Origin of the sequence: Clostridium sp. FP2, assembly GCF_011065955.2 — a bacterium.
In the GTDB taxonomy this organism is placed as follows: Bacteria; Bacillota; Clostridia; order Clostridiales; family Clostridiaceae; genus Clostridium_AD; species Clostridium_AD tagluense.
Genome location: NZ_JAAMNI020000001.1, coordinates 3,487,786 through 3,507,797 on the forward strand (window position 1 = coordinate 3,487,786; position 20,012 = coordinate 3,507,797).

Below are 20,012 nucleotides of genomic sequence, written 5' to 3' on the forward strand. Positions count from 1 at the left end.
TGAAAATAAAAATGCAAAAATAATAATTGCTACCCTAAAATATGAAATTTTTTATTTTATTTACTATTTCGTTACTTACTTTAACTTCTGTTTTTTTCTCTTCTACTAAATTGTTTTTGCTCAAATTACAGTATTGTACATCGCTAATCCGTGGTTTCACCATATGAAGTTTCTCTGTAGCTGTTTTCTCAATATAACTTATATTCCTAAACTTGATTAGTTGTACTTTATAAGCATCATTTTCTCTACTTAATGTTTCTATTTGAGATTTGGTTTTAGAGGTTGTATCTTGATAATTATAAATCATACAATACCTAGCAATAATAACAACTCCGATAACAAAACCTAAAAGAATATTTGTAAGAATATTTTTTTTATTTTTTATATCCTTTAGTCTTTTACTTTGGTTTGTCTGTTGCCTTGATTTTTCTAAATCCTCATACTTCTTTTTTCGTGTCTCCTCATATTTTCGTTTTCCAGTCTCATGATCTGGTGATAATACAGTATTCCCATCCATTCTAAACTTGTTTTTTTCTACTATCACTTTATTCACCCCATCTCTAAATTAGAACTAATTTTTTTGGGCCACTCTTAATTTTGCACTTCTGCTTCTTTTGTTAATTTCTAATTCTTCCTCAGTTGCAACTATAGGTTTTCTACTTATAAGTTTTACAATTGGTGTTTTACCACACACACACATAGGTAACTCTTTTGGGCACTTACAAGGGTCATTTAAGTCTTTAAATTCATTTTTAATAATTCTATCTTCAAGTGATTGGAATGTAATAATTGCCATTCTTCCACCGTGATTTAGTCTCTGTACTCCATCTTGCACTGCCTTACTTAATATTTTTAGTTCCCCATTAACTTCAATTCTTATGCCCTGAAATGTTCTCTTAGCCGGATGTCCGCCTTCTCTCTTATACTTGGCTGGAATAGCTGCATCTATAACATTCACTAGTTCCAAAGTAGTCTCAATAGGTTTTTCGACTCTTCTATCTATTATAAAATTAGCTATTCTTTTTGAAAATTTTTCTTCTCCATAATTTCTTAAAACTTCTCCTATTTCTTCCTCGCTGTAATTATTCACCACATCATAGGCAGATATTCCTTGGCTTCTATCCATTCTCATATCAAGCCTTGCATCTTTCATGTAGCTAAATCCACGTTCTGCACTATCTAATTGAAAAGAAGACACCCCTAAATCCATGAGAATACCATCCACTTTTTCTATTTCCAGTTTTTGAAGTATTTCTTCAATATTGTAAAAATTATTATGCACATATGTAACATTATTATATTCTTTAAGGTTTTCCGCGGCTGCCCTTAATGCGTCCTTATCTTGATCAATTCCAATTAATCTTCCCTGGGGCGATAATCTTTTTAAAATTTCTACGGAATGCCCCCCGCCACCTAATGTACAATCAACATAAATTCCATCCTCTTTAATATCTAGTGCATCGAGGCACTCATTTAATAAAACTGGCAAATGCTTAAATTCCATAATTTATCTCCTTTTTTATACCTATTTTAATTTATATTCCGAGTTCCATCATTTTTTCTGCTATCTCATCAAAATTCATATCTGAGTCATTATATTCATCCCACTTATTTTTAGCCCATATTTCTATCCTAGTTGATACTCCTATGCTTACTATTTCCTTTTGCAAGCCAGCATATTCACATAAATTTTGTGGTATTAAAGCTCTTCCTTGCTTATCAATTGTTATTTCATTAGCACCCGAGAAGAAAAATCTCACAAAAGCTCTTGCATCCTTGCTAGTTAATGGAAGTTTCTTTAATTTTTCTTCCATTATCGTCCATTCTGGCAATGTATAAATGTATAAACAACCATCTAGACCCTTAGTTAAAATGAATTCATTTCCTAATCCCTCTCTAAATTTAGTGGGAATAATTATTCTGTTTTTAGCATCAATGGCATGTTGATATTCACCAATAAACATTTTATTCCCCCAGCTTATAAATTTAACCCACTTTAACCCACTTTAATCCATTCTAAACCACTTTTTATTATTATTCTATAGAAAAGCGAAAATTCCTTCTTATTTTAAGGAGTTATTATCAATTTTTAATATTAATTAAAATTATTTTTCGTTTTACTAGGATATATTTACTAAAAATACAATATTAATCTCCTATAGGTTTTAGTTAAAACCCTACACCTAGATTTACTTTCTTGATATGCAAACAAATCTAGAGTATAATTAATAAGGTGTTAATAATTTAAAAGTAAGAAAGGAATGTACATATATATGAAGCTAGGAATTGTAGGTTTACCAAATGTAGGGAAGAGCACATTATTTAATGCAATAACAAAAGCAGGAGCAGAATCTGCTAATTACCCATTTTGTACTATAGAACCAAATGTAGGAGTTGTTAGTGTTCGTGACAAAAGACTAGATGTGCTAAAAGCTCTTTATAATAGTAAGAAGGTAATTCATACCGCAATTGAATTTTATGATATAGCAGGTCTTGTAAAAGGAGCCAGCAAAGGAGAAGGTCTAGGTAATAAGTTTTTATCTCACATCAGAGAAGTGGAATCTATAGTTCATGTGGTAAGATGCTTTAAAGATGACAATATCATTCACGTAGATGGAAGCGTTGACCCGCTACGTGATATAGATACTATTAATTTAGAACTTATTTTTTCTGATCTTGACGTACTGGAGCGAAGAATGGAAAAATCAGTAAAACTAGTTCGTTCTGGTGACAAAACAGCAAAAACAGAATATGAGCTTATGGAAAGAGTAAAAAACCACCTTGAAGCAAACCTTCCAGTAAGAACACTTATATTTACTGAGGAAGAATCTATTTTTGTAAACAGCCTTTTCCTAATTACTTCAAAACCGGTATTATATGCAGCAAACATTAGTGAAGATGATTTAGTGTCCGGTAATCTAGATAATGATATGGTTAAAAAAGTTAAAGAATTTGCTAGTAATGAGAATTCAGAAGTAATTATAGTTTGCGCAAGGCTTGAAGAAGAACTTTCCACTCTAGAGGATGATGAAAAAATAGAACTTCTAAATGAATATGGTCTTGATGAATCAGGACTAGATAAACTTATTCACGCAAGTTATAAGTTGCTCGGGTTAATGAGCTATCTAACTGCAGGTCCTCAAGAAATAAGAGCATGGACTATAAACAATGGAACTAAAGCTCCTGCGGCAGCCGGAAAAATCCATTCAGATATTGAAAGAGGATTTATAAGAGCAGAAATAGTTTCCTTTGACAAATTAGTTGAATGTGGCTCTGAAGCCGCTGCTAAGGAAAAAGGACTCTTTAGACTTGAAGGAAAAGAATATATTATGCAAGATGGCGATGTAGTTAATTTTAGATTTAACGTATAAAAAACAGGACTTGTATATTTAAAATATATCAGTCCTGTTTTTTTAATAGCATTAAATCATCATCTTTTGCTATTATATTTTTTTAACTCTTTGTTTATAGCTGCCATTATACCTTGGACATCCGTATCAGAAGTTCCCATTAGAACCTCCATAGCATCTTCTATAGAAGTCATAGTGTATATATGAAAGTTTCCATTCTTAATTTCTCTCTCCACTTCTGCACTTAAAACCAAATCATCTGCATTAGACATTGGTATCATTACGCCTTTGCCCACTATTGTATCTATTGCCTTGCAAACTCCAAAAAAACCCTCTATTTTATCGTTTACTCCACCTATAGGTTGAACATCCCCAAATTGATTTACAGAGCCTGTGACTGCAATATTTTGTTTTACAGGTATCTTACTTAGGGCTGATAGCATACATACTATTTCTGCCACAGACGCGCTATCTCCATCCACTTTCCCGTAAATTTGTTCAAAACTTAGGTGAAAGTCCACTGGTAGTTTAGTGAGTCCCCCATTAATAGCACTTATATATCCCTTTAGAATATTAATGGATTTACTATGGATATTTCCACTTAGATTACTATCCTTTTGAACGTCTACAATATTTCCTTCTCCCTTATAGCAACGGCATGTAATCTTTATTGGCTTACCAAAACTTAAATATCCAGTATCAATTACCGATAATCCATTCACTTGTCCGATTCTACTATTTTTAACGTCAATGAGCATTTTCTTTTCAGTATAGTTATTTAAAATCTCCTTTTCCATAATGTCTTGCCTGTATGCTATGTGGATTATATCTTCTGCACTAATTTCTTGCCTATTTTCTTCGCACACCCTATTGTTTGATAATGTTATTAACTTACTTATTTCATATTTATCATAGTATATTTTTTTTCTACTCTGAGCCTTTCGAGATAAGACCTTTGCCACTTCTCTTACAGCGCCACCCGTAAGAATTTTAAAATTATTTTCACTACAAATATTATTTATTTCAAATATTAAAGAGCTCTTTAAGTCATTATCTATATCCTGAAGCGGACTACATTCTGCTTTTATAGTGAAAATTTTTCTAAAGTCTTCATCATAATTATAAAGCAAGTCGTAAGTTTCATAATCTCCAATAAGAATTACCTTTTCTTTAATTGCTATGGGCTCTGGTTTTATTGTACTTAATGAGACCATGTCATAATAACTTCTGTTGTAAGTCACATCCACTTTCTCTGCTTGCAATGACTTTTTTAAATAATAGTAAGCTGAAGGATTACTTAACAATGTGTTTGCTCTAATCACTAAACACCCTTCATTTGCTTTTAACATACTACCACTTTTTATAAGTTCTATATTCGTAGAATAAGCCCCATTATGATTTTCATATTCTATATTTCCAAGTAAGTTTGTTAAATTAGGATCTTGTTCAAATATTACTGGTGGAACGACCTTCTCACTATTATCTACCATTACATTTACAGCATATTTAAATATAATTTCATTTATTTTTTCCTCATCCTCATCAAAGCTTAGTGAATAGTTATCTATAAGTTTTTTTTCAATGTTACTTTCTACCATATGAAAATAATTTTGAACAACTTCATCTTCAATGAATCTATTTTCATATTCTTTTTTTAAATCATTCATTTCATTTTTATAATATGCTTCCATTATTTGTTTTAGTTTATCTATATCCCTTGCTTCAATATCTTTTAACTCCTCTAATGTTTCCCTAGCTTTATCTTTTAAAATACGCACGGTCTCTAAAATTCCTTCTTTTTTTTCACTATCTAATATATCATATTCATTTTCAGTCATTTCTTTCCCGCTACTTAAAGGAATGAATGTAAATCCATTATTAGCAGATTTTATATCGAAGCCTTTATCTTTAGCTGCATCTATTAGTTTAGAAATTAGTTCATTTCTTTTCTTTTGAATATTTTCCTGAATTTCTTCCTTTTCTTTATCTGTAGAATTGTTGTAAAACTTAAACGTGCACTCTAAATACTCATTCTGTAGATCCTCAAGAGTGTCTTTTAGCCTATTAGCACCCCCATTACTTACAGAAATCGCTTTAGGAAATTTTTCATCTTCATATAATACATAACAAATATCTTTTGGTTTTGGCTTATTTTCGAAAATTTTATTTACATATTTCATAATATCTTTAAGAGCCTCTTTTGAAAAATCGTCTATTAAATAAACATTAAAGCCCTCTTTATCTATACTCAGAGCAGTTTTAATATCTTCTATTACATCAAAATACTGTGGCAATGAATCTAAGGGTTCGCCTGCGTTTATATCTTCAATATCAAATTCATAAATAATGTCCTTTGGAGTTAATTCCCTGTTCATATTCCTCCTCCTTTCAATCCTTTATTATATTAATATTCTTAATTTACTAATTTAGGAACAAATATTATCATTAAGAAATAATAATATTTTTTACAATTATGAATATATATTTTTTTCTAAGGAAATTTGAATCATGAAATTAAAAATAGACTTTTATTAATACTTGAGTTAAATTACAACATAAGATATAATAAGTTATTGACTTTTTATATTTTTTATAATTTCTATTGTAAAGGAGTAATACTGATGGGATTTAAAGACAAATTGACTAATAGCTATACACAGGCTTATTTAAAAAGATATGGTGATAGACTTACTCAAGCTCAAGGTAGAGTTCTATCTGTCAAAGTAGAGGAAAAAAGTTACTTTAAAATATTTTATAAATTAATTGTAACCATCTTAGTAAAGGCAGACGGAAGTAAATCTATTGCTAAGTGCGTATTTAAGAAAAAACGTTGGTTTAAAAAAATCAACTTTATTTCTGTGCTTCAAGGACATTCTGTTATAATTCAAGGAATGAAGGGTAAAAAAGGAAAAGAGCACAGAGAGCAGATTCAAATTGTAAATATTAGAAATATGACTACAAAGAAGGATTTAGTTCCAACAAAAGGGAATACCCCTGCTCCAAAAGTTCAAAGGGCAAGACCGGATAAACGTCTTAAATAAAGTTAAAAAAGTATATATTACTACTAATGCGTTCATTTCGCTAAGAACTACTAATTTTATTTTTAATTAATCTGCTAAAAAACATAAACTCGCATTCGCTCAAACATATGTTTTTCAGAGCGTAACTTAATTAAAAATAAAATAAGAAGTTCTAAAGCTTATTCAAACGCATTATACGTAATATATACTTTTTTTTATGCGTAAAAACATTTAATGATTGTGAATTAAATATAAGTACAAGCTATTTATAAAAGAAATAATGCCGGAGAAAAATAGGATAATTAACCATTGACCAAGCTGGAGTGGTATTGTATGAAATACCCTTTGAAGTGCTGGTACGTAAACTATGCTAAGTAGCATAAGTACGGATATTCCTACAGCACCTATCAGGTACAAATTAGTAAATGGATTGATTTCAAATAAAGATAGCTTTTCTGACCTACATTCAAACACATGTATAAGTTGCGATAAAACTAGAGTTCCAAGAGCCAATGTCCTACATGCCTCAAGGCTCATACCATAATATTTACCACCAATAAAAGATAATATTGTACATACACCAATGAGACATCCACGGATTACAATCTTTTCTGTAAGTCCTCTTGAAAATACACTTTCATTCTTTTCTCTTGGCTTTTCAAACATAATATCACCGTCAGCAGGATCAACTCCAAGAGCGATAGCAGGAAGTCCATCTGTAACTAAATTTACAAATAAAATTTGTATTGGAAGCAGTGGATTTTCTAAATAGAATAGAGAAGCCAAAAACATAGTAAGTACTTCCCCTAAATTACAGGACAATAAATACCTAATAAATTTTCTTATATTATTATATATTACACGCCCCTCTTCTACTGCTGCAACAATGGTTGCAAAATTATCATCTAAAAGAATCATTGAGGCTGCCTCCTTAGTTACATCTGTTCCAGATATGCCCATAGCTATACCAATATCTGCTTCCTTTATGGCTGGGGCATCATTTACACCATCTCCGGTCATGGCAACAATTCCGTTACTCAATTTAAATGCTTTTACAATTCTTAACTTATGTTTTGGGCTTACTCTTGCAAATATTTTATAATTATTTATATTTTTTTCTAATTGCTTATCATTTAATAGGTCAAGTTCATCCCCAGTTATAACCTCACTAGGCTCACTACAAATATCTAACTCTTTACCAATAGCATAAGCTGTGTTTTTGTGGTCTCCTGTTATCATTACAGGTTTTATACCTGCAACCTTGCATTTTAAAACTGCCTCCTTTACTTCAGTCCGAGGAGGATCAATTATACCTACAACACCTATAAAAATTAAATTAGACTCTAGATTATCGTTTTTCACAATACCCGCCACCTTATAGGCAGATGCAATGCATCTTAGTGCCTTATAAGACATAGAATCTATAGCCCTGAGTAGTGCATTTTTATAGCTCGGAAGCATTGGCTGCACGTTTCCATCTATCAATATATAATTGCATTTTTCTACAACTCTTTCTGGAGCACCCTTTACATAGCAGATTTCTCTATCACCTTCTTTTACAATGACAGACATAATTTTTCTTGTTGAGTTAAAAGGTATTTCATATACACGTCTGGATTTTTTTAAAAATTCTTGTAACTCCTTAGAACTTCCAAAAAAACCTTTAATTAATGCAGTCTCAGTAGGATCACCAAAGAGGCACTTTTCTAGATTTTTTCCATTAAAATCATAATTACAATCATTACAGTATGTATATGCACTTTTCATAATTATATTTAATGGAATTTCGTCTGTATCAACATTGTAAATCTGGCCATTAAAATACACTGCTTTTACTGTCATATTATTTTCAGTTAGAGTTCCTGTTTTATCTGTGCATATTACAGAAGTACAACCTAGTGTTTCAACCGCTGGAAGCTTTCTAACTAGTGCTTTTCTTTTAAGCATTCTAGATACTCCAAGGGCCAATGCTACCGTAACAATAGCAGTTAAACCTTCTGGTATTGCAGCTACTGCTAGACTTACCCCAAGCAGGAACATTGCGTACTTATCTTGCCCACGCCAAATACCCATAAATGTTACAACGGCGCAAATTATTATACAAAGTGCAACTAATATTTTCCCAAGATGATCCAGCCTTTCTTTCAATGGAGATTTCTCATTCTCAATATTATGAAGCATATTTGCTATTTTTCCCATTTCTGTGTTCATGCCTGTTGCCACAACTTTTGCTTTAGCTTTTCCTGTAAGCATTATTGTTCCCATATAAATGTTACTATCACTAGAATTTGCACTTTTGTGTACTCCTGCTGATTCCCCAGTAAGTAGTGACTCATCTAGCATTGCATTATTATCCTCAGTCAAAATACAATCCGCTGGAACTCTATCTCCACTTTCTAAAATCACTAAATCACCAGGAACTAAATATATGGCATTTATTACTAGTATCCCTCCATTTCTAAGTACTTTAGCAGTTGGTGCCGCTAGCTGACTTAAAGCCTCAAGAGACCTCTCAGTTCTATACTCTTGAATAAAACCTAGTATTCCATTCATTATAACTATAATAAATATAGTTATTGCATCTGCTTTTTCACCCATGATTCCTGAAATCAATGTTGCAACAATTAGTATCCAAGTAATAAAATCGTTGAATTGCGAAAAAAATATTGAAACAGGAGATATCTTTTTTTTATTCTCTAATTTGTTAAATCCATATCTCTTTAACCTATTTTCAACCTCTTCTGTGCTTAGCCCCTTTGATGTGCTTATACTATCATAAACAGATCCTAGTTCCTTATTTTTATCCTTTGCACTATCCTTTGACAATTGTTCGTTAATCACTTCCATGCCCCCTTATACTTCTCCCACCTATATACCATTTACTAATTTTGTTACCTTGCTATATTACTATATATTTTATTCTTTAATAATATATGTGTTTATTTACTTACATATGAAAGGAATCTAGTATATTATTTTACATAGCCTTGGTTTTTTCTTTACAATATACAAGTTTAAATATAAAATAGTAATAACAATGATTATTAATAAAAAATTACAAATGAAATACTAGGGTAGGTAACAATTAATAATTTTTACCTATCCCAGACGAAAACTAGGAGGAACATACGTGAAAAACATTATTTATGTTACTGGACATAAAAATCCAGATACTGACTCTATTTGCTCTGCTATTGCATATGCAGAGTTTAAAAATAAAACTGGAAAAATCCCTGCTGTTGCTATAAGACTGGGTGCAACAAATTTGGAAACACAATTTATCCTTAATTACTTTAAAGTGGCAGAACCTGAGCTTATAACTACGGTTAAAACACAGATTTCTGATTTAGACATAGATATTGTAGCACCTATATCACCTGATATTTCTCTGAAAATGGCCTGGTCCATTATGAAGAAAAATAATATTAATACTTTACCTGTTATAGACGAAAATGATAGGCTAGCTGGTGTAGCTTCGATTTCAAATCTTGCCGCAAGCTATTTAGATATTTGGGATAACTCTATTCTAGCTAAAAGTAATACTACACTTGAGAATATTTTAGATACTCTAGCAGCTAAATGCTTGTTTAAATCAGAAGATACTTTTAAAATAACTGGAAAGATTATTGTAGCTGCTATGAATCCTGAAAGCACCAAAACTGTAATTGAGGCCGGTGACATTGCCATATGTGGCGACAGAGAAGATTCTCAATCTTTAATAATTAATTCTAAAGCTTGCCTTTTAATTATTACAGGAAATCATCCTCCAAAGGCTGAAGTTGTAAAACTTGCAAAGGCTAATAATTGTACAATTATATTAACCCCTTATGATACTTTTACAGCTTCTAGATTAATAACTCAAAGTATACCTATAGATTATGTTATGACGAAAAAAAATGTTTTAAGCTTTAATACAGATGACTTTATTGAAGACATAAAGGATATTATGCTTGAAACTAGGTACAGAAGTTACCCAGTAATTGATGAAAATAATAAAGTTATTGGAAGTGTATCCAGATTTCATTTAATATCACAAAACAGAAAAAAAGTAATACTTATGGATCATAATGAAAGAAGTCAATCTGTGTCAGGCCTAGAAGATGCTGAAGTATTAGAAATAATAGACCATCATAGAATTGCAGATGTGCAAACTGGCTTCCCTATATATTTTAGAAATGAGCCCGTAGGTAGCACTTCAACCATCGTAGCCTCCATATTCTTTGAAAATGGAATCAGACCTTCAAAAAGCGCTGCTGGTCTTCTATGTGCAGCGATAATTTCTGATACACTGCTACTTAAATCTCCTACATCTACTATAGTAGATGAGCTTGTATTAAAAAGATTAGCTCAAATTGCCAATTTAAATATAGAAGAGTTTGCTAAAGAAATGTTTAAAGCTGGTACATCCCTTGAGGGTAAAACTGCTCAAGAAATTTTCTACCAAGACTTTAAGACCTTTTCTCTTAATAATTATAAAGTAGGAGTATCACAAGTTGGTACAATGTATATTGATGGCTTTGACTCATTGAAAGATGATATAATAACACTAATGAATAAAAAATCCAAGGAAAGTAGCTATGACATTATTCTACTAATGCTAACTGACATATTAAATGGCGGTTCCGTATTAATAGCTGCAGGGGAACATAAGGACATTGTTTCAAAAGCCTTTAATGTTACTCTTACTGATAATGGTGTATATATTCCTGGTATAGTATCAAGAAAGAAACAAGTTATACCACCTATTTCTGCTGCCATAAATCAAATAAAATAAATTATATAATTTATTATGCAATAAAAAGCAAAGCATTTGTTTCCATATGCTTTGCTTTTTTATTTGAATTTATTATAACCCATAAATATTATTATATAACTATACTAGTTTTACAAGCAAAGTAGTAATAAAGAGTATAAAACATATAGAATAACTTATACTTAAATAATCCTTAATGCATGCATCATCGATCTTGTTATTATATTCTCCATAACTTTTTAGATAATGCATATTATTACCATTATAATGAAAATAAAAATTAACAGATTCTATATAAGCAGCTAGTATATCCACGTTAAGAAGAGGTGTTTTCCAAAGGTTATTAATATAGTCACCTTTAAACTTTATCTTTAAGCTTTTGTTTTTAAAAACATAAATTGAATATAAAAACATTTCACCTATTAATGCTGGAATTATACAAGCTATAGATAGAATTCTACCTATTATATTCAAATTCTCATCAAAACTCAAATTATAAATTAAAGCGAATATTATAGCAGCTCCATTTCCAATAATAATAATATAAAATAAAGGCGCAATAAATCCACATATAAGTGATCTAGAAATAGTGGACATCGTGTCATAAAAACGTTTTCTTTCACTGTGATCTAAGTTCTTTCTCTCTGTATTACTTATATCTATTACTATAAAAGCCGCCAAGGCATTGTATAACTCAGTACTTTTTATAATAGAACTATTTTCCATGAAAGCAAGCCCAATATATATAACAATTACAGCAGAAAAATATAAAGTTTGCACCACATATATATTTTTTATTTTTTTCCTTAATTTTATATTAAAGGAATTAAATAAGCCTTGCCTATCTAGTCTCCATAGCAATATACTAAGTAAACACCCAAATACATATCCTATTCCCATTTACTTTCCCCCCAGATCATATTATTACGCACTTTAATATTAATATATGAGGGTAACTCTTTAATTAAAACTGTTTTTATTTTATTATTTAAATCAAGCCAAAATAGACATGCCTATAAAAGCATGTCCATTTTAACAATAAATTTATTTGCGTAAATTATTAGCCATTTGCCACATTTCATCAGCAGTTTTTAAAGTAGAAGAACTAAGTTGAAATGCCCTTTGAGTCACAAGCATATCCGTCATTTCTGTTGCCATATCAACATTAGATAGTTCTAAATATCCCTGCATAACAGAATAATCATTACTTTGCACAACCTGTGCACCAGGCTTTGGCATAAATAAACTGTCTCCTATAGAAATCATTGAATTGTCACCTACAACATTTGCAATTTTCACTTTTCCAAGAGATACGTTTCCAGTGCTTCCTTTTATAGTTACAACACCCTTGTCATCTACATTAAAATTGTTCCTATTGAATTTATAAGGTCCATTCACTCTGTTAATATTATTACCCTGTGCATCAACTATACTTAATCTATTTCCCCCCTGATCAACTATGGTACCACTTGAATCTGTGAGAAAATTGCCTGTTCTTGTATAGGCTTTACTACCATCCGGCTGAACCACCTCAAAATAGCCTGTACCATCTATAGCCAAATCCGTTGGAAGGTTTGTATTTGTAACACCGCCTTGCATATTATCTCTTGTCCATTCTCCTAGCCTAACACCAGTACCGTTTTGAAGTATGGACTTACCATTTTTATCAGAAGATACTGGGTATCCATTTCTGTCAAGTGACTCGTAAACAAGGTCCTTAAAATTTGCATTAATTTTTTTATAACCATTAGTATTTACGTTTGCAATATTATTTGATATACAATCTAATTTTTCTTGTTGAGCCATCATAGAGCTTTGACTATTCCATAAAAGTCTTAACATCTGCTACATTCCCCCTTATTTAAATGTTTTATCTTACTGTACCAACATCATTAACAGCTTTTCCGAGTGTTTCATCCATTGCTTGTAAAACTTTTTGATTACTTTCAAAATTTCTCAAAATTGTCATCATATTTATCATTTCATTTGTAATATTAACATTAGATTTTTCTAGTGCGTTTTGTCTAACTGTAATATTTTGATTTTGCATTGGATTTACTCCTTCAAACAAATTGTCTCCAACTTTTTTAAGAGTTTTATAATCTGCAAAGTCCACTGTATTTAATTTATATAAATTTTCACCATTAACTGAGATATTTCCGTATTTATCAGCTTTAAGTTTAGCTTCACCAACAAATAGTGGTTGTACTGCATTTGTTGCTTTGTTTTTACATAACACCTTGTCTCCGCTATCTGTTACTAAATAGCCCTGTCCATCAACATGAAAATTACCGCTTCTAGTGTAATAATCCTTATTATTAATACCATCATTCCTTTGTACTGTAAAAAATCCTTTTCCTTCAATTGCAAAATCTGTGGATTTATCTGTTGTCTGAATAAGACCTTGAGTAAATTCTGTGTTTATATCATCGATTCTACTTCCCATACTCAAAGAACCAATAGTATTTTTAGTATTTTTGCCATTTACAATTTTATCATAGTTTTGTATTAATACATCATCAAATTTTTTAATAGAAAGATTTTCACTTTTAAAACCATTTGTATTGGCATTTGCTAAATTATTAGCTACTATACTTTGTTTAGCTTCTCCAGTTATGAGTCCTGTCACTGCTGTGTAAAGACCTCTAATCATTTTCCCACATCCTTATTATTAATAATTGGCATTTCATCAGGGTAACGCATTCCATATCCTCTAGCCTTTATTTCCACCTTACCTTTACTCATTTCATAATTTATCTTTGCACCACTTAATAAAACCGCAGAAATAATCAGGCCAATTCCTATTCCTATTAGAATTTTACTATCACTTAGAAAGCCTATTAAATTTTTTATCTTATATATAAATCCTTTATTAATAGTACTTCCCCCTTACCTAAATACAATATTTCCGATATTTCTCCCACAGATAATCCTTCGGCAAATAGTCTCTTTATTTCCTCTAGCTTTTCACTGTTTTTATTATGCACTTCATCTATAATAATTTCATTTTTGTTTTCATCATCAATTTCCTCTATGTTTTCTCTATGTTTAGCTTGCTCTATATATGAAGTATCTAAATTTTTATTTGTGACCTCATTTTTTTTCATAATTTCTTTAATTTGCACTAATTCACTTTGAAGTTCCAAAATACTTTCAGAAAATTCTCGTCTAAGCTCTCCTATTCTAATGTCATAATCGTTAGTATTTTCTATGGCATTTCCTAGAGCTCCTTTAAAGGACTTGTTCTGCTTTTTTATAGATAAGACATTTAAAATTACAAGAATTAATCCAATAAAAATTAATAAACCCGTCATATAATTCACTCCAAATTCTATACTATTTCATATTTCAGTTTTACAAGAGCTTTTCTTAGATTTACAAGCGCCCTACTGTGAAGTTGACATACTCTTGATTCAGATACATCCAAAATATTTCCTATTTCTTTTAGTGTAAGTCCTTCGTAATAATATAATGTTAAAACCATTTTATCTTTCTCTTTTAGGTTATCGAGGCCTAAGGATAAATATTCAATTTGCTCTTTTTCCTCTAATAATTTTTCTGGGCTTGGACTTTTATCATCCTTAATTGTACCACTAAGTGGCATTTCATCCTCATCCGAAAATATTAGATCTTCTAGTGAAACTACAGATATATAATTTATATTATTCTCAATATCAGCTACCTCATCAATTGTAATTCCGAGTTCCTTTGCAACTTCATGATTTGAAGGCTCTCTATAAAGAAGCTTCTGTAGCCTCTCAATTGCTTCATTATACCTATTAAGCTTATCCATAGCGCCCTTAGAGATGGGGCTATTCTTACGAAGCTCATCAATCATAGCACCTTTTATTCTTATTGATGCATAACTTGAAAACTTCATGCCTTTAGTTGCATCAAATTTTCCTAGTGCATCCATAAGTCCAACCATTCCATAACTAATTAAATCTTCATATTGCACATATTTGGTTTTTCCAATTATTACTCTAGATGCGATATATTTAACTAAGGGTATATTGGTTTTAACAATTTGCTCTCGCACATCAGCTAAACTCGCTATGGACATATAAACGCCTCCTAAATTTTTTTCATCTGTTCTCTCATAAGTTGAAATATGTATTTAATTATTCTTTCCCTTGTTAAATTATCTAAAAATTCAAAGCTAAGTCCACAAACAAATCTACCTTCATCATCTTTTTGGATTCTCTTTGCTTGTCCCACTATATGTATCTCTTCGTTATTAACCGTTAAATTCACCAAAATAAAATCATTCTTCACAATTTCTTCTGATACTCTGACCTTCATGCCACCACCACTTAAATCAACTATTGAAGCCTTCAAATATTCGCTCTCATCTATGGCCTTTGGACTTATTTTAGGCTGATCCTTAAGGTTTTTATATTTAGCAGTATTTATCAATGATATCCTAACATATTTTCTTCTTTGAATCTTTTCTATTTCCAGAGGTTTTGATATAAGTAAAATAGGTATATTTTCAATTTTACGTCCTATAACTGAAGACTTAAACCTATAAAGATTTTCCTCTTCATAATAAATCACATCTATAATATCTCCCCTTGACAATGGAACATATTGACCTCCACTCAGAGGAATACTAATTGCTATATATTCCTCTGTTAAATCTTGTATGTTAGTATTGTAATATCTTTCGTCAACTAATATTTCCACTTTCTTGTTTATGGCAAAATCAATCTTAATCACTACTCCAACCCCTTATGAAAAAATACTGAAAATTTTCTTAAATAATCCTTCTATACCCATGCTACTTGTCTTATCATTCATACCTTCAATTTTACTTGCAATACTATTTATATCCCGAGCAGACTCTGAACTCGGATAGCTTAGAATTACAGGTTGTTGAGCTCTTACTGCATAAGCTAATTTTTTATCTTCACTTATTTTACCTAAATATTCTAATTTCATATCAAGAAATTTAGTAACAGCATTGTTAAACTTATTAAAAGTCATATTAGCTTCATTATTATCTAAGGATCTATTCACTATAACTTTCGCAGAATCTTTAATTTTAAAATGCTTAACAGCCTTAAGTAGACTATATGCGTCTGTTAGTGAAGTAGGCTCTGGAGTTGTTACAATTATTAAATCCTCACAACAAGCAATAAAACCCAAAACACTTTTATTTACACCAGCGCCAGTATCCATTATTATATAATCTAGTCCTGTTAAAGCAGTGAGTTTATTTAAAAATACACCCCTTTGAATTTCTGTCAAGTCCTCAACTTTCATAATAGCGGAACCTCCTGGAAGAAGTTTCACCCCAAATGGTCCATTTATTACAACATCTTCAATTTCTTTACCATTGCTTATAACATCAAATACGTTATACCTTGAAGAGCATCCCATTATAATATCATCATTTCCCATGCCTATATCCGCATCAAAAATCATAACTTTCCTACCCCTCTTTTGAAGTGCAATAGATAAATTAACTACTATATTACTTTTTCCCACTCCACCTTTACCAGAGGTAACTGTTATAATTCTAGGCTTAATATCAACACTATTAAGATTTTCCGATGCCATTTGTCTAAGTCCTTGTGCTTGGTCTAGCATACAGTATCCTCTCCTAATATAAGACTAATAATTTTGTCCTCGGATAACTCTTTAATATCATCAGGTACATTTTGACCAGTTGTCACAAAACTTAAGGGTTTTTTGGCAGTTTCTAATATATTAAGTACGGAACCATAAGTGGAAGTTTCGTCTAATTTAGTTACTATTATACTATTATAATTCAAAATTTGATATCCTTCAATAATATATTTAATATCTTTGTTCTTTGTTGTAGAACTTAGTACTAAATTGATGTTTTTTGTATCTGCTTTTTCAACAAAAGTTCGGAGTTCAGAGATTTGCATTTTGTTTTTACTACTTCTTCCAGTAGTATCAATTAATACTACCTCACATTCATTCATAGACTCTATAGCATCATCCATATCCTTCATATTGTATACTACTTTAAAAGGTATGTTCATAATATCAGCATAAGTTTTAAGCTGTTCAACTGCACCAATTCTGTAAGTATCTACAGTAATTAGTCCCACTTTTTTCTTCTCCACTAGCGCTAGCCTTCCTGCAAGTTTTGCAATAGTTGTAGTTTTCCCTACACCTGTTGGTCCTACCATAACTATTCTTCCTTGTAAACTCGGCTTAGTAACATGAATCATTTCTTTTAGCACAAGTTTCAATTTTTCATATTCACTAGTTTGCACATCATCTTTAGTTTTAAAATTTTGAATTTTCATCATTACATTTACGATAATTTCACTATCTACATCATTCTCTTCTAACATTTTTTCTATATCACTTTTATTATTATTTCCTGGGATATTATCATTGGTAAGTTTATTTGAACTTGCTAGCTCACTCATAAGTGAGAGTTCACTTATCATAGTTTTCATTTGTTTCATTTCGCTCATTAGGTCAGTTGTGGAATCAATACTGTTAGCCTTTTTGTTAACAGTATTGTTCTCCTTTGCATACCCCGAATTTTTATGTAGGTTGCTAACTTGTTTTTCAGGTTCCCTAGGATAGGCTTTAATTTCATTTTGCTGCTCCACAACTTTTTTAATTGCTTCGATGCTTTCTTTCACATCTTGATTTTGCTCACTTGTTTCATTTTCAATAGCTGCAGTAACTTCAATTATCTTGTGTGAAAATAATCCTTTTATTCCTGGTTTTCGGATTTTCCTTTGACTTATAATTACAGCTTCCGAGCCTAGTTCATATCTTATTCTTGTCATGGCTTCGTTCATGTTATTCACTACATATCGTTTTATAATCATTGTAGAGTCACAACCCCTTCAGTTTTAATCTCAACTTCATTTGGTATCTCATTGAGAGAAAGCACGCAAATAGTAGGAAATACCATTTCAATTAATTTTCTAAAAGCTGGCCTTATCTTTGGAGATACTAGTATTACTGGTTGATTATTATGAAAATAAATTGTGCTAATATTATTTTTAATAGAATTCAATATCTTACCTGTGGTACCCGGATCTACTGCTGGAAAAGATCCTTGTAGGGACTTTTGAATATTACTTGAAATAATATTTTCAACTTCAGGTGAAAGCGTCATAATTGTTATACTTCCATTATCGTCAACTAATCCATTACAGATACTTCTTCCCAAAGAAAAACGAACATATTCTGTTAATACTTCTAAATCCTTAGTTATTCTAGAATTATCCGCCAAGGACTCGAGTATTGTAACCATATCCTTTATAGCTACTCTTTCTTTAAGTAAGCTTTGAAGAACCTTTTGAACCTCACCAATAGTCATAAGATCTGGTATTAATTCTTCCACTACAGTATTATATTTTTCTTTTACAGAATCAATTAATAGCTTAGTTTCCTGCCTACCTAAGAGTTCAAATGCATGAGTTTTAATAGTTTCTGTTAAATGAGTGACCATTACAGTAGTTGGATCTACAACTGTTAGTCCCTTTATTTCTGCATCTTCTCTTTGATCATTATTTATCCACACTGCCGGCAGTCCAAAAGTGGGTTCAATTGTATTAATACCTTGTATATTAATATCTTCAGAACTAGGGTCAATACAAAGTAACATGCTTGGCATTAAATCACCTTTAATTATTACAGTTCCACGAATTTTAACTACGTATTCATTTGTTTTAAGTTGCAAATTATCTTTAATTCTAATAGGTTGAACAACAATCCCCATTTCAAGGGCACATTGTCTTCTTACTGAAGCTATTCGTTGTAATAGATCTCCCCCTGTAGCCTCATCTGCCAGAGGGATTAGTCCATATCCTATTTCTATTTCCATAGGTTCCACAGAAATCAGACTCATTACATTTTCTGGTTCTCTGTTTTCAGTTTCAAAATTTTCTTGTTCATCATTTTCTATTCTCATAATTTTTTGATCTTTTTCATCCTTATGCAAGAAATATGCACTGGTTGCCGTAGCCATTGCTAGCAAAATAAAAACAAGATGAGGCATACCTGGAATAGCAGCCAAAACTAATAATACCACTGACGCTAGGGCAATAACCTTTGGAAATGCTGTAAGTTGCGCCGTTACTTGAGTTCCTAAGTTTGTAGTGCTACCAGACCGCGTAACTAGAATACCAGAGGCAACTGATATTAAAAGCGCCGGAATCTGGCCTACAAGACCATCCCCTACTGTAAGTCGTACATAAGTAGTTGCAGCTTTTGCAATTGGCATTTTAAGCATCAATACACCTATAATTATCCCACCAAAAATATTGATCATGGTAATAATTATACCAGCTATTGCATCTCCCTTTACAAATTTAGAAGCTCCATCCATTGCTCCATAAAAACTAGCTTCATCCTGCAATTTTGTTCTTCTCGCTCTTGCCTCTTCTTCAGTTATAGCACCTGCATTCAAATCAGCATCAATACTCATCTGTTTACCTGGCATAGCGTCTAGAGTGAATCTGGCAGAAACTTCAGAAACTCTACCTGCACCTGCTGTAATAACTATAAATTGTATAACAATTATTATTAAGAAAATAATTATTCCAACTACATAATTACCTCCAACAACAAATTCACCAAAGGCTTCAATTATATCTCCTGCATAAGCTTCTGTTAATACTAGCCTTGTAGATGAAATATTTAGCCCCAATCTTAAAAGCGTTGTAATAAGCAGTAATGTTGGGAAAACTGAAAATTGCAAAACTTCTGTTGTAAACATTGTTAATAGTAAAATTACAACTGCTAGTGTAATATTCAGTGCAATTATTACATCAAGAAGCTTTGGCGGTAATGGAATTATTATCATTAAAATTATCCCCATTACCCCAAATGCTACTAAAATATCCATATTATTTTTTATGTTAATTCTTACTTTTTCAGCCACAA

The 20,012-nt window shown here is 31.2% G+C and carries 17 protein-coding genes; 3 read left to right on the forward strand and 14 right to left on the reverse strand.

Going from position 1 to position 20,012, the window contains the following annotated elements:
• Window positions 1-34: 34 nt before the first annotated feature.
• From G9F71_RS16785 to mraZ, 3 genes are read right to left on the reverse strand one after another with little or no spacing between them, the layout of a single operon-like run.
• The gene (locus G9F71_RS16785; RefSeq protein WP_164950846.1) at window positions 35-544 is read right to left on the reverse strand and encodes a hypothetical protein; all 510 of its coding nucleotides are present in this window, start codon (window positions 542-544) and stop codon (window positions 35-37) included.
• Between the two features lie 27 nt (window positions 545-571).
• Window positions 572-1,504: a 16S rRNA (cytosine(1402)-N(4))-methyltransferase RsmH gene (gene rsmH / locus G9F71_RS16790; RefSeq protein ID WP_164950845.1), complete on the reverse strand. Its 933-nt coding sequence runs from the start codon at window positions 1,502-1,504 to the stop codon at window positions 572-574.
• Between the two features lie 31 nt (window positions 1,505-1,535).
• On the reverse strand, window positions 1,536-1,964 hold the full coding sequence (gene mraZ, locus G9F71_RS16795; RefSeq protein WP_124997912.1) for a division/cell wall cluster transcriptional repressor MraZ: 429 nt from the start codon (window positions 1,962-1,964) through the stop codon (window positions 1,536-1,538).
• Window positions 1,965-2,273: 309 nt separating this feature from the next.
• On the opposite strand from mraZ, the gene ychF reads away from it, so the two are divergent.
• Window positions 2,274-3,371, forward strand: coding sequence for a redox-regulated ATPase YchF (gene ychF / locus G9F71_RS16800; RefSeq protein WP_164950844.1), 1,098 nt, complete (start codon window positions 2,274-2,276; stop codon window positions 3,369-3,371).
• A 59-nt stretch (window positions 3,372-3,430) separates the two neighbouring features.
• Here ychF and G9F71_RS16805 read toward each other — a convergent pair whose 3' ends face one another.
• Entirely contained in the window at window positions 3,431-5,725 is a 2,295-nt protein-coding gene (locus tag G9F71_RS16805) for an AAA family ATPase (RefSeq protein WP_164950843.1), read from the reverse strand.
• Window positions 5,726-5,971: 246 nt separating this feature from the next.
• On the opposite strand from G9F71_RS16805, the gene G9F71_RS16810 reads away from it, so the two are divergent.
• Window positions 5,972-6,391 (forward strand): hypothetical protein, encoded by a 420-nt coding sequence (locus G9F71_RS16810; RefSeq protein WP_164950842.1) that lies wholly within the window; start codon window positions 5,972-5,974, stop codon window positions 6,389-6,391.
• Window positions 6,392-6,601: 210 nt separating this feature from the next.
• On the opposite strand, the gene G9F71_RS16815 is transcribed toward G9F71_RS16810, so the two are convergent.
• Window positions 6,602-9,139 (reverse strand): calcium-translocating P-type ATPase, PMCA-type, encoded by a 2,538-nt coding sequence (locus G9F71_RS16815; RefSeq protein ID WP_411956140.1) that lies wholly within the window; start codon window positions 9,137-9,139, stop codon window positions 6,602-6,604.
• Window positions 9,140-9,500: 361 nt separating this feature from the next.
• Between G9F71_RS16815 and G9F71_RS16820 the strand changes: the two genes are divergently transcribed.
• The gene (locus G9F71_RS16820) at window positions 9,501-11,144 is read left to right on the forward strand and encodes a putative manganese-dependent inorganic diphosphatase (protein WP_164950840.1); all 1,644 of its coding nucleotides are present in this window, start codon (window positions 9,501-9,503) and stop codon (window positions 11,142-11,144) included.
• Between the two features lie 99 nt (window positions 11,145-11,243).
• On the opposite strand, the gene G9F71_RS16825 is transcribed toward G9F71_RS16820, so the two are convergent.
• The 9 genes from G9F71_RS16825 to flhA form a co-directional block, all read right to left on the reverse strand.
• Window positions 11,244-12,023 (reverse strand): hypothetical protein, encoded by a 780-nt coding sequence (locus G9F71_RS16825; protein ID WP_164950839.1) that lies wholly within the window; start codon window positions 12,021-12,023, stop codon window positions 11,244-11,246.
• Between the two features lie 144 nt (window positions 12,024-12,167).
• Window positions 12,168-12,965: a flagellar hook-basal body complex protein gene (locus G9F71_RS16830; RefSeq protein ID WP_164950838.1), complete on the reverse strand. Its 798-nt coding sequence runs from the start codon at window positions 12,963-12,965 to the stop codon at window positions 12,168-12,170.
• Window positions 12,966-12,993: 28 nt separating this feature from the next.
• The gene (locus tag G9F71_RS16835; RefSeq protein WP_164950837.1) at window positions 12,994-13,776 is read right to left on the reverse strand and encodes a flagellar hook-basal body complex protein; all 783 of its coding nucleotides are present in this window, start codon (window positions 13,774-13,776) and stop codon (window positions 12,994-12,996) included.
• Window positions 13,777-13,972: 196 nt separating this feature from the next.
• Window positions 13,973-14,437, reverse strand: a complete 465-nt coding sequence (locus tag G9F71_RS16840) for a DUF6115 domain-containing protein (protein WP_164950836.1) — start codon at window positions 14,435-14,437, stop codon at window positions 13,973-13,975.
• Window positions 14,438-14,454: 17 nt separating this feature from the next.
• Window positions 14,455-15,186, reverse strand: coding sequence for a FliA/WhiG family RNA polymerase sigma factor (locus G9F71_RS16845; RefSeq protein ID WP_164950835.1), 732 nt, complete (start codon window positions 15,184-15,186; stop codon window positions 14,455-14,457).
• An 11-nt stretch (window positions 15,187-15,197) separates the two neighbouring features.
• Window positions 15,198-15,842: a flagellar brake protein gene (locus G9F71_RS27600; protein ID WP_164950834.1), complete on the reverse strand. Its 645-nt coding sequence runs from the start codon at window positions 15,840-15,842 to the stop codon at window positions 15,198-15,200.
• A gap of 12 nt (window positions 15,843-15,854) precedes the next feature.
• A complete protein-coding gene (locus tag G9F71_RS16855) occupies window positions 15,855-16,715 on the reverse strand; it encodes a MinD/ParA family protein (protein WP_164950833.1) in 861 nt (286 codons plus the stop codon).
• A complete protein-coding gene (flhF, locus tag G9F71_RS16860; RefSeq protein WP_164950832.1) occupies window positions 16,709-17,947 on the reverse strand; it encodes a flagellar biosynthesis protein FlhF in 1,239 nt (412 codons plus the stop codon). The genes G9F71_RS16855 and flhF overlap by 7 nt, the downstream gene beginning before the upstream one ends.
• Complete coding sequence (flhA, locus tag G9F71_RS16865; protein WP_164950939.1) at window positions 17,944-19,974, reverse strand: flagellar biosynthesis protein FlhA; 2,031 nt, start codon at window positions 19,972-19,974, stop codon at window positions 17,944-17,946. The genes flhF and flhA overlap by 4 nt, the downstream gene beginning before the upstream one ends.
• Window positions 19,975-20,012: the final 38 nt, after the last annotated feature.

Bases quoted from the DNA above. Each gene is read 5' to 3' on its own strand.
- rsmH (WP_164950845.1), bottom strand. From the start codon at position 1,504: ATGGAATTTAAGCATTTGCCAGTTTTATTAAATGAGTGCCTCGATGCA.
- mraZ (WP_124997912.1), bottom strand. From the start codon at position 1,964: ATGTTTATTGGTGAATATCAACATGCCATTGATGCTAAAAACAGAATA.
- ychF (WP_164950844.1), top strand. From the start codon at position 2,274: ATGAAGCTAGGAATTGTAGGTTTACCAAATGTAGGGAAGAGCACATTA.
- G9F71_RS16805 (WP_164950843.1), bottom strand. From the start codon at position 5,725: ATGAACAGGGAATTAACTCCAAAGGACATTATTTATGAATTTGATATT.
- G9F71_RS16810 (WP_164950842.1), top strand. From the start codon at position 5,972: ATGGGATTTAAAGACAAATTGACTAATAGCTATACACAGGCTTATTTA.
- G9F71_RS16825 (WP_164950839.1), bottom strand. From the start codon at position 12,023: ATGGGAATAGGATATGTATTTGGGTGTTTACTTAGTATATTGCTATGG.
- G9F71_RS16830 (WP_164950838.1), bottom strand. From the start codon at position 12,965: ATGTTAAGACTTTTATGGAATAGTCAAAGCTCTATGATGGCTCAACAA.
- G9F71_RS16835 (WP_164950837.1), bottom strand. From the start codon at position 13,776: ATGATTAGAGGTCTTTACACAGCAGTGACAGGACTCATAACTGGAGAA.
- G9F71_RS16840 (WP_164950836.1), bottom strand. From the start codon at position 14,437: ATGACGGGTTTATTAATTTTTATTGGATTAATTCTTGTAATTTTAAAT.
- G9F71_RS16845 (WP_164950835.1), bottom strand. From the start codon at position 15,186: ATGTCCATAGCGAGTTTAGCTGATGTGCGAGAGCAAATTGTTAAAACC.
- G9F71_RS16855 (WP_164950833.1), bottom strand. From the start codon at position 16,715: ATGCTAGACCAAGCACAAGGACTTAGACAAATGGCATCGGAAAATCTT.
- flhF (WP_164950832.1), bottom strand. From the start codon at position 17,947: ATGATTATAAAACGATATGTAGTGAATAACATGAACGAAGCCATGACA.
- flhA (WP_164950939.1), bottom strand. From the start codon at position 19,974: ATGGATATTTTAGTAGCATTTGGGGTAATGGGGATAATTTTAATGATA.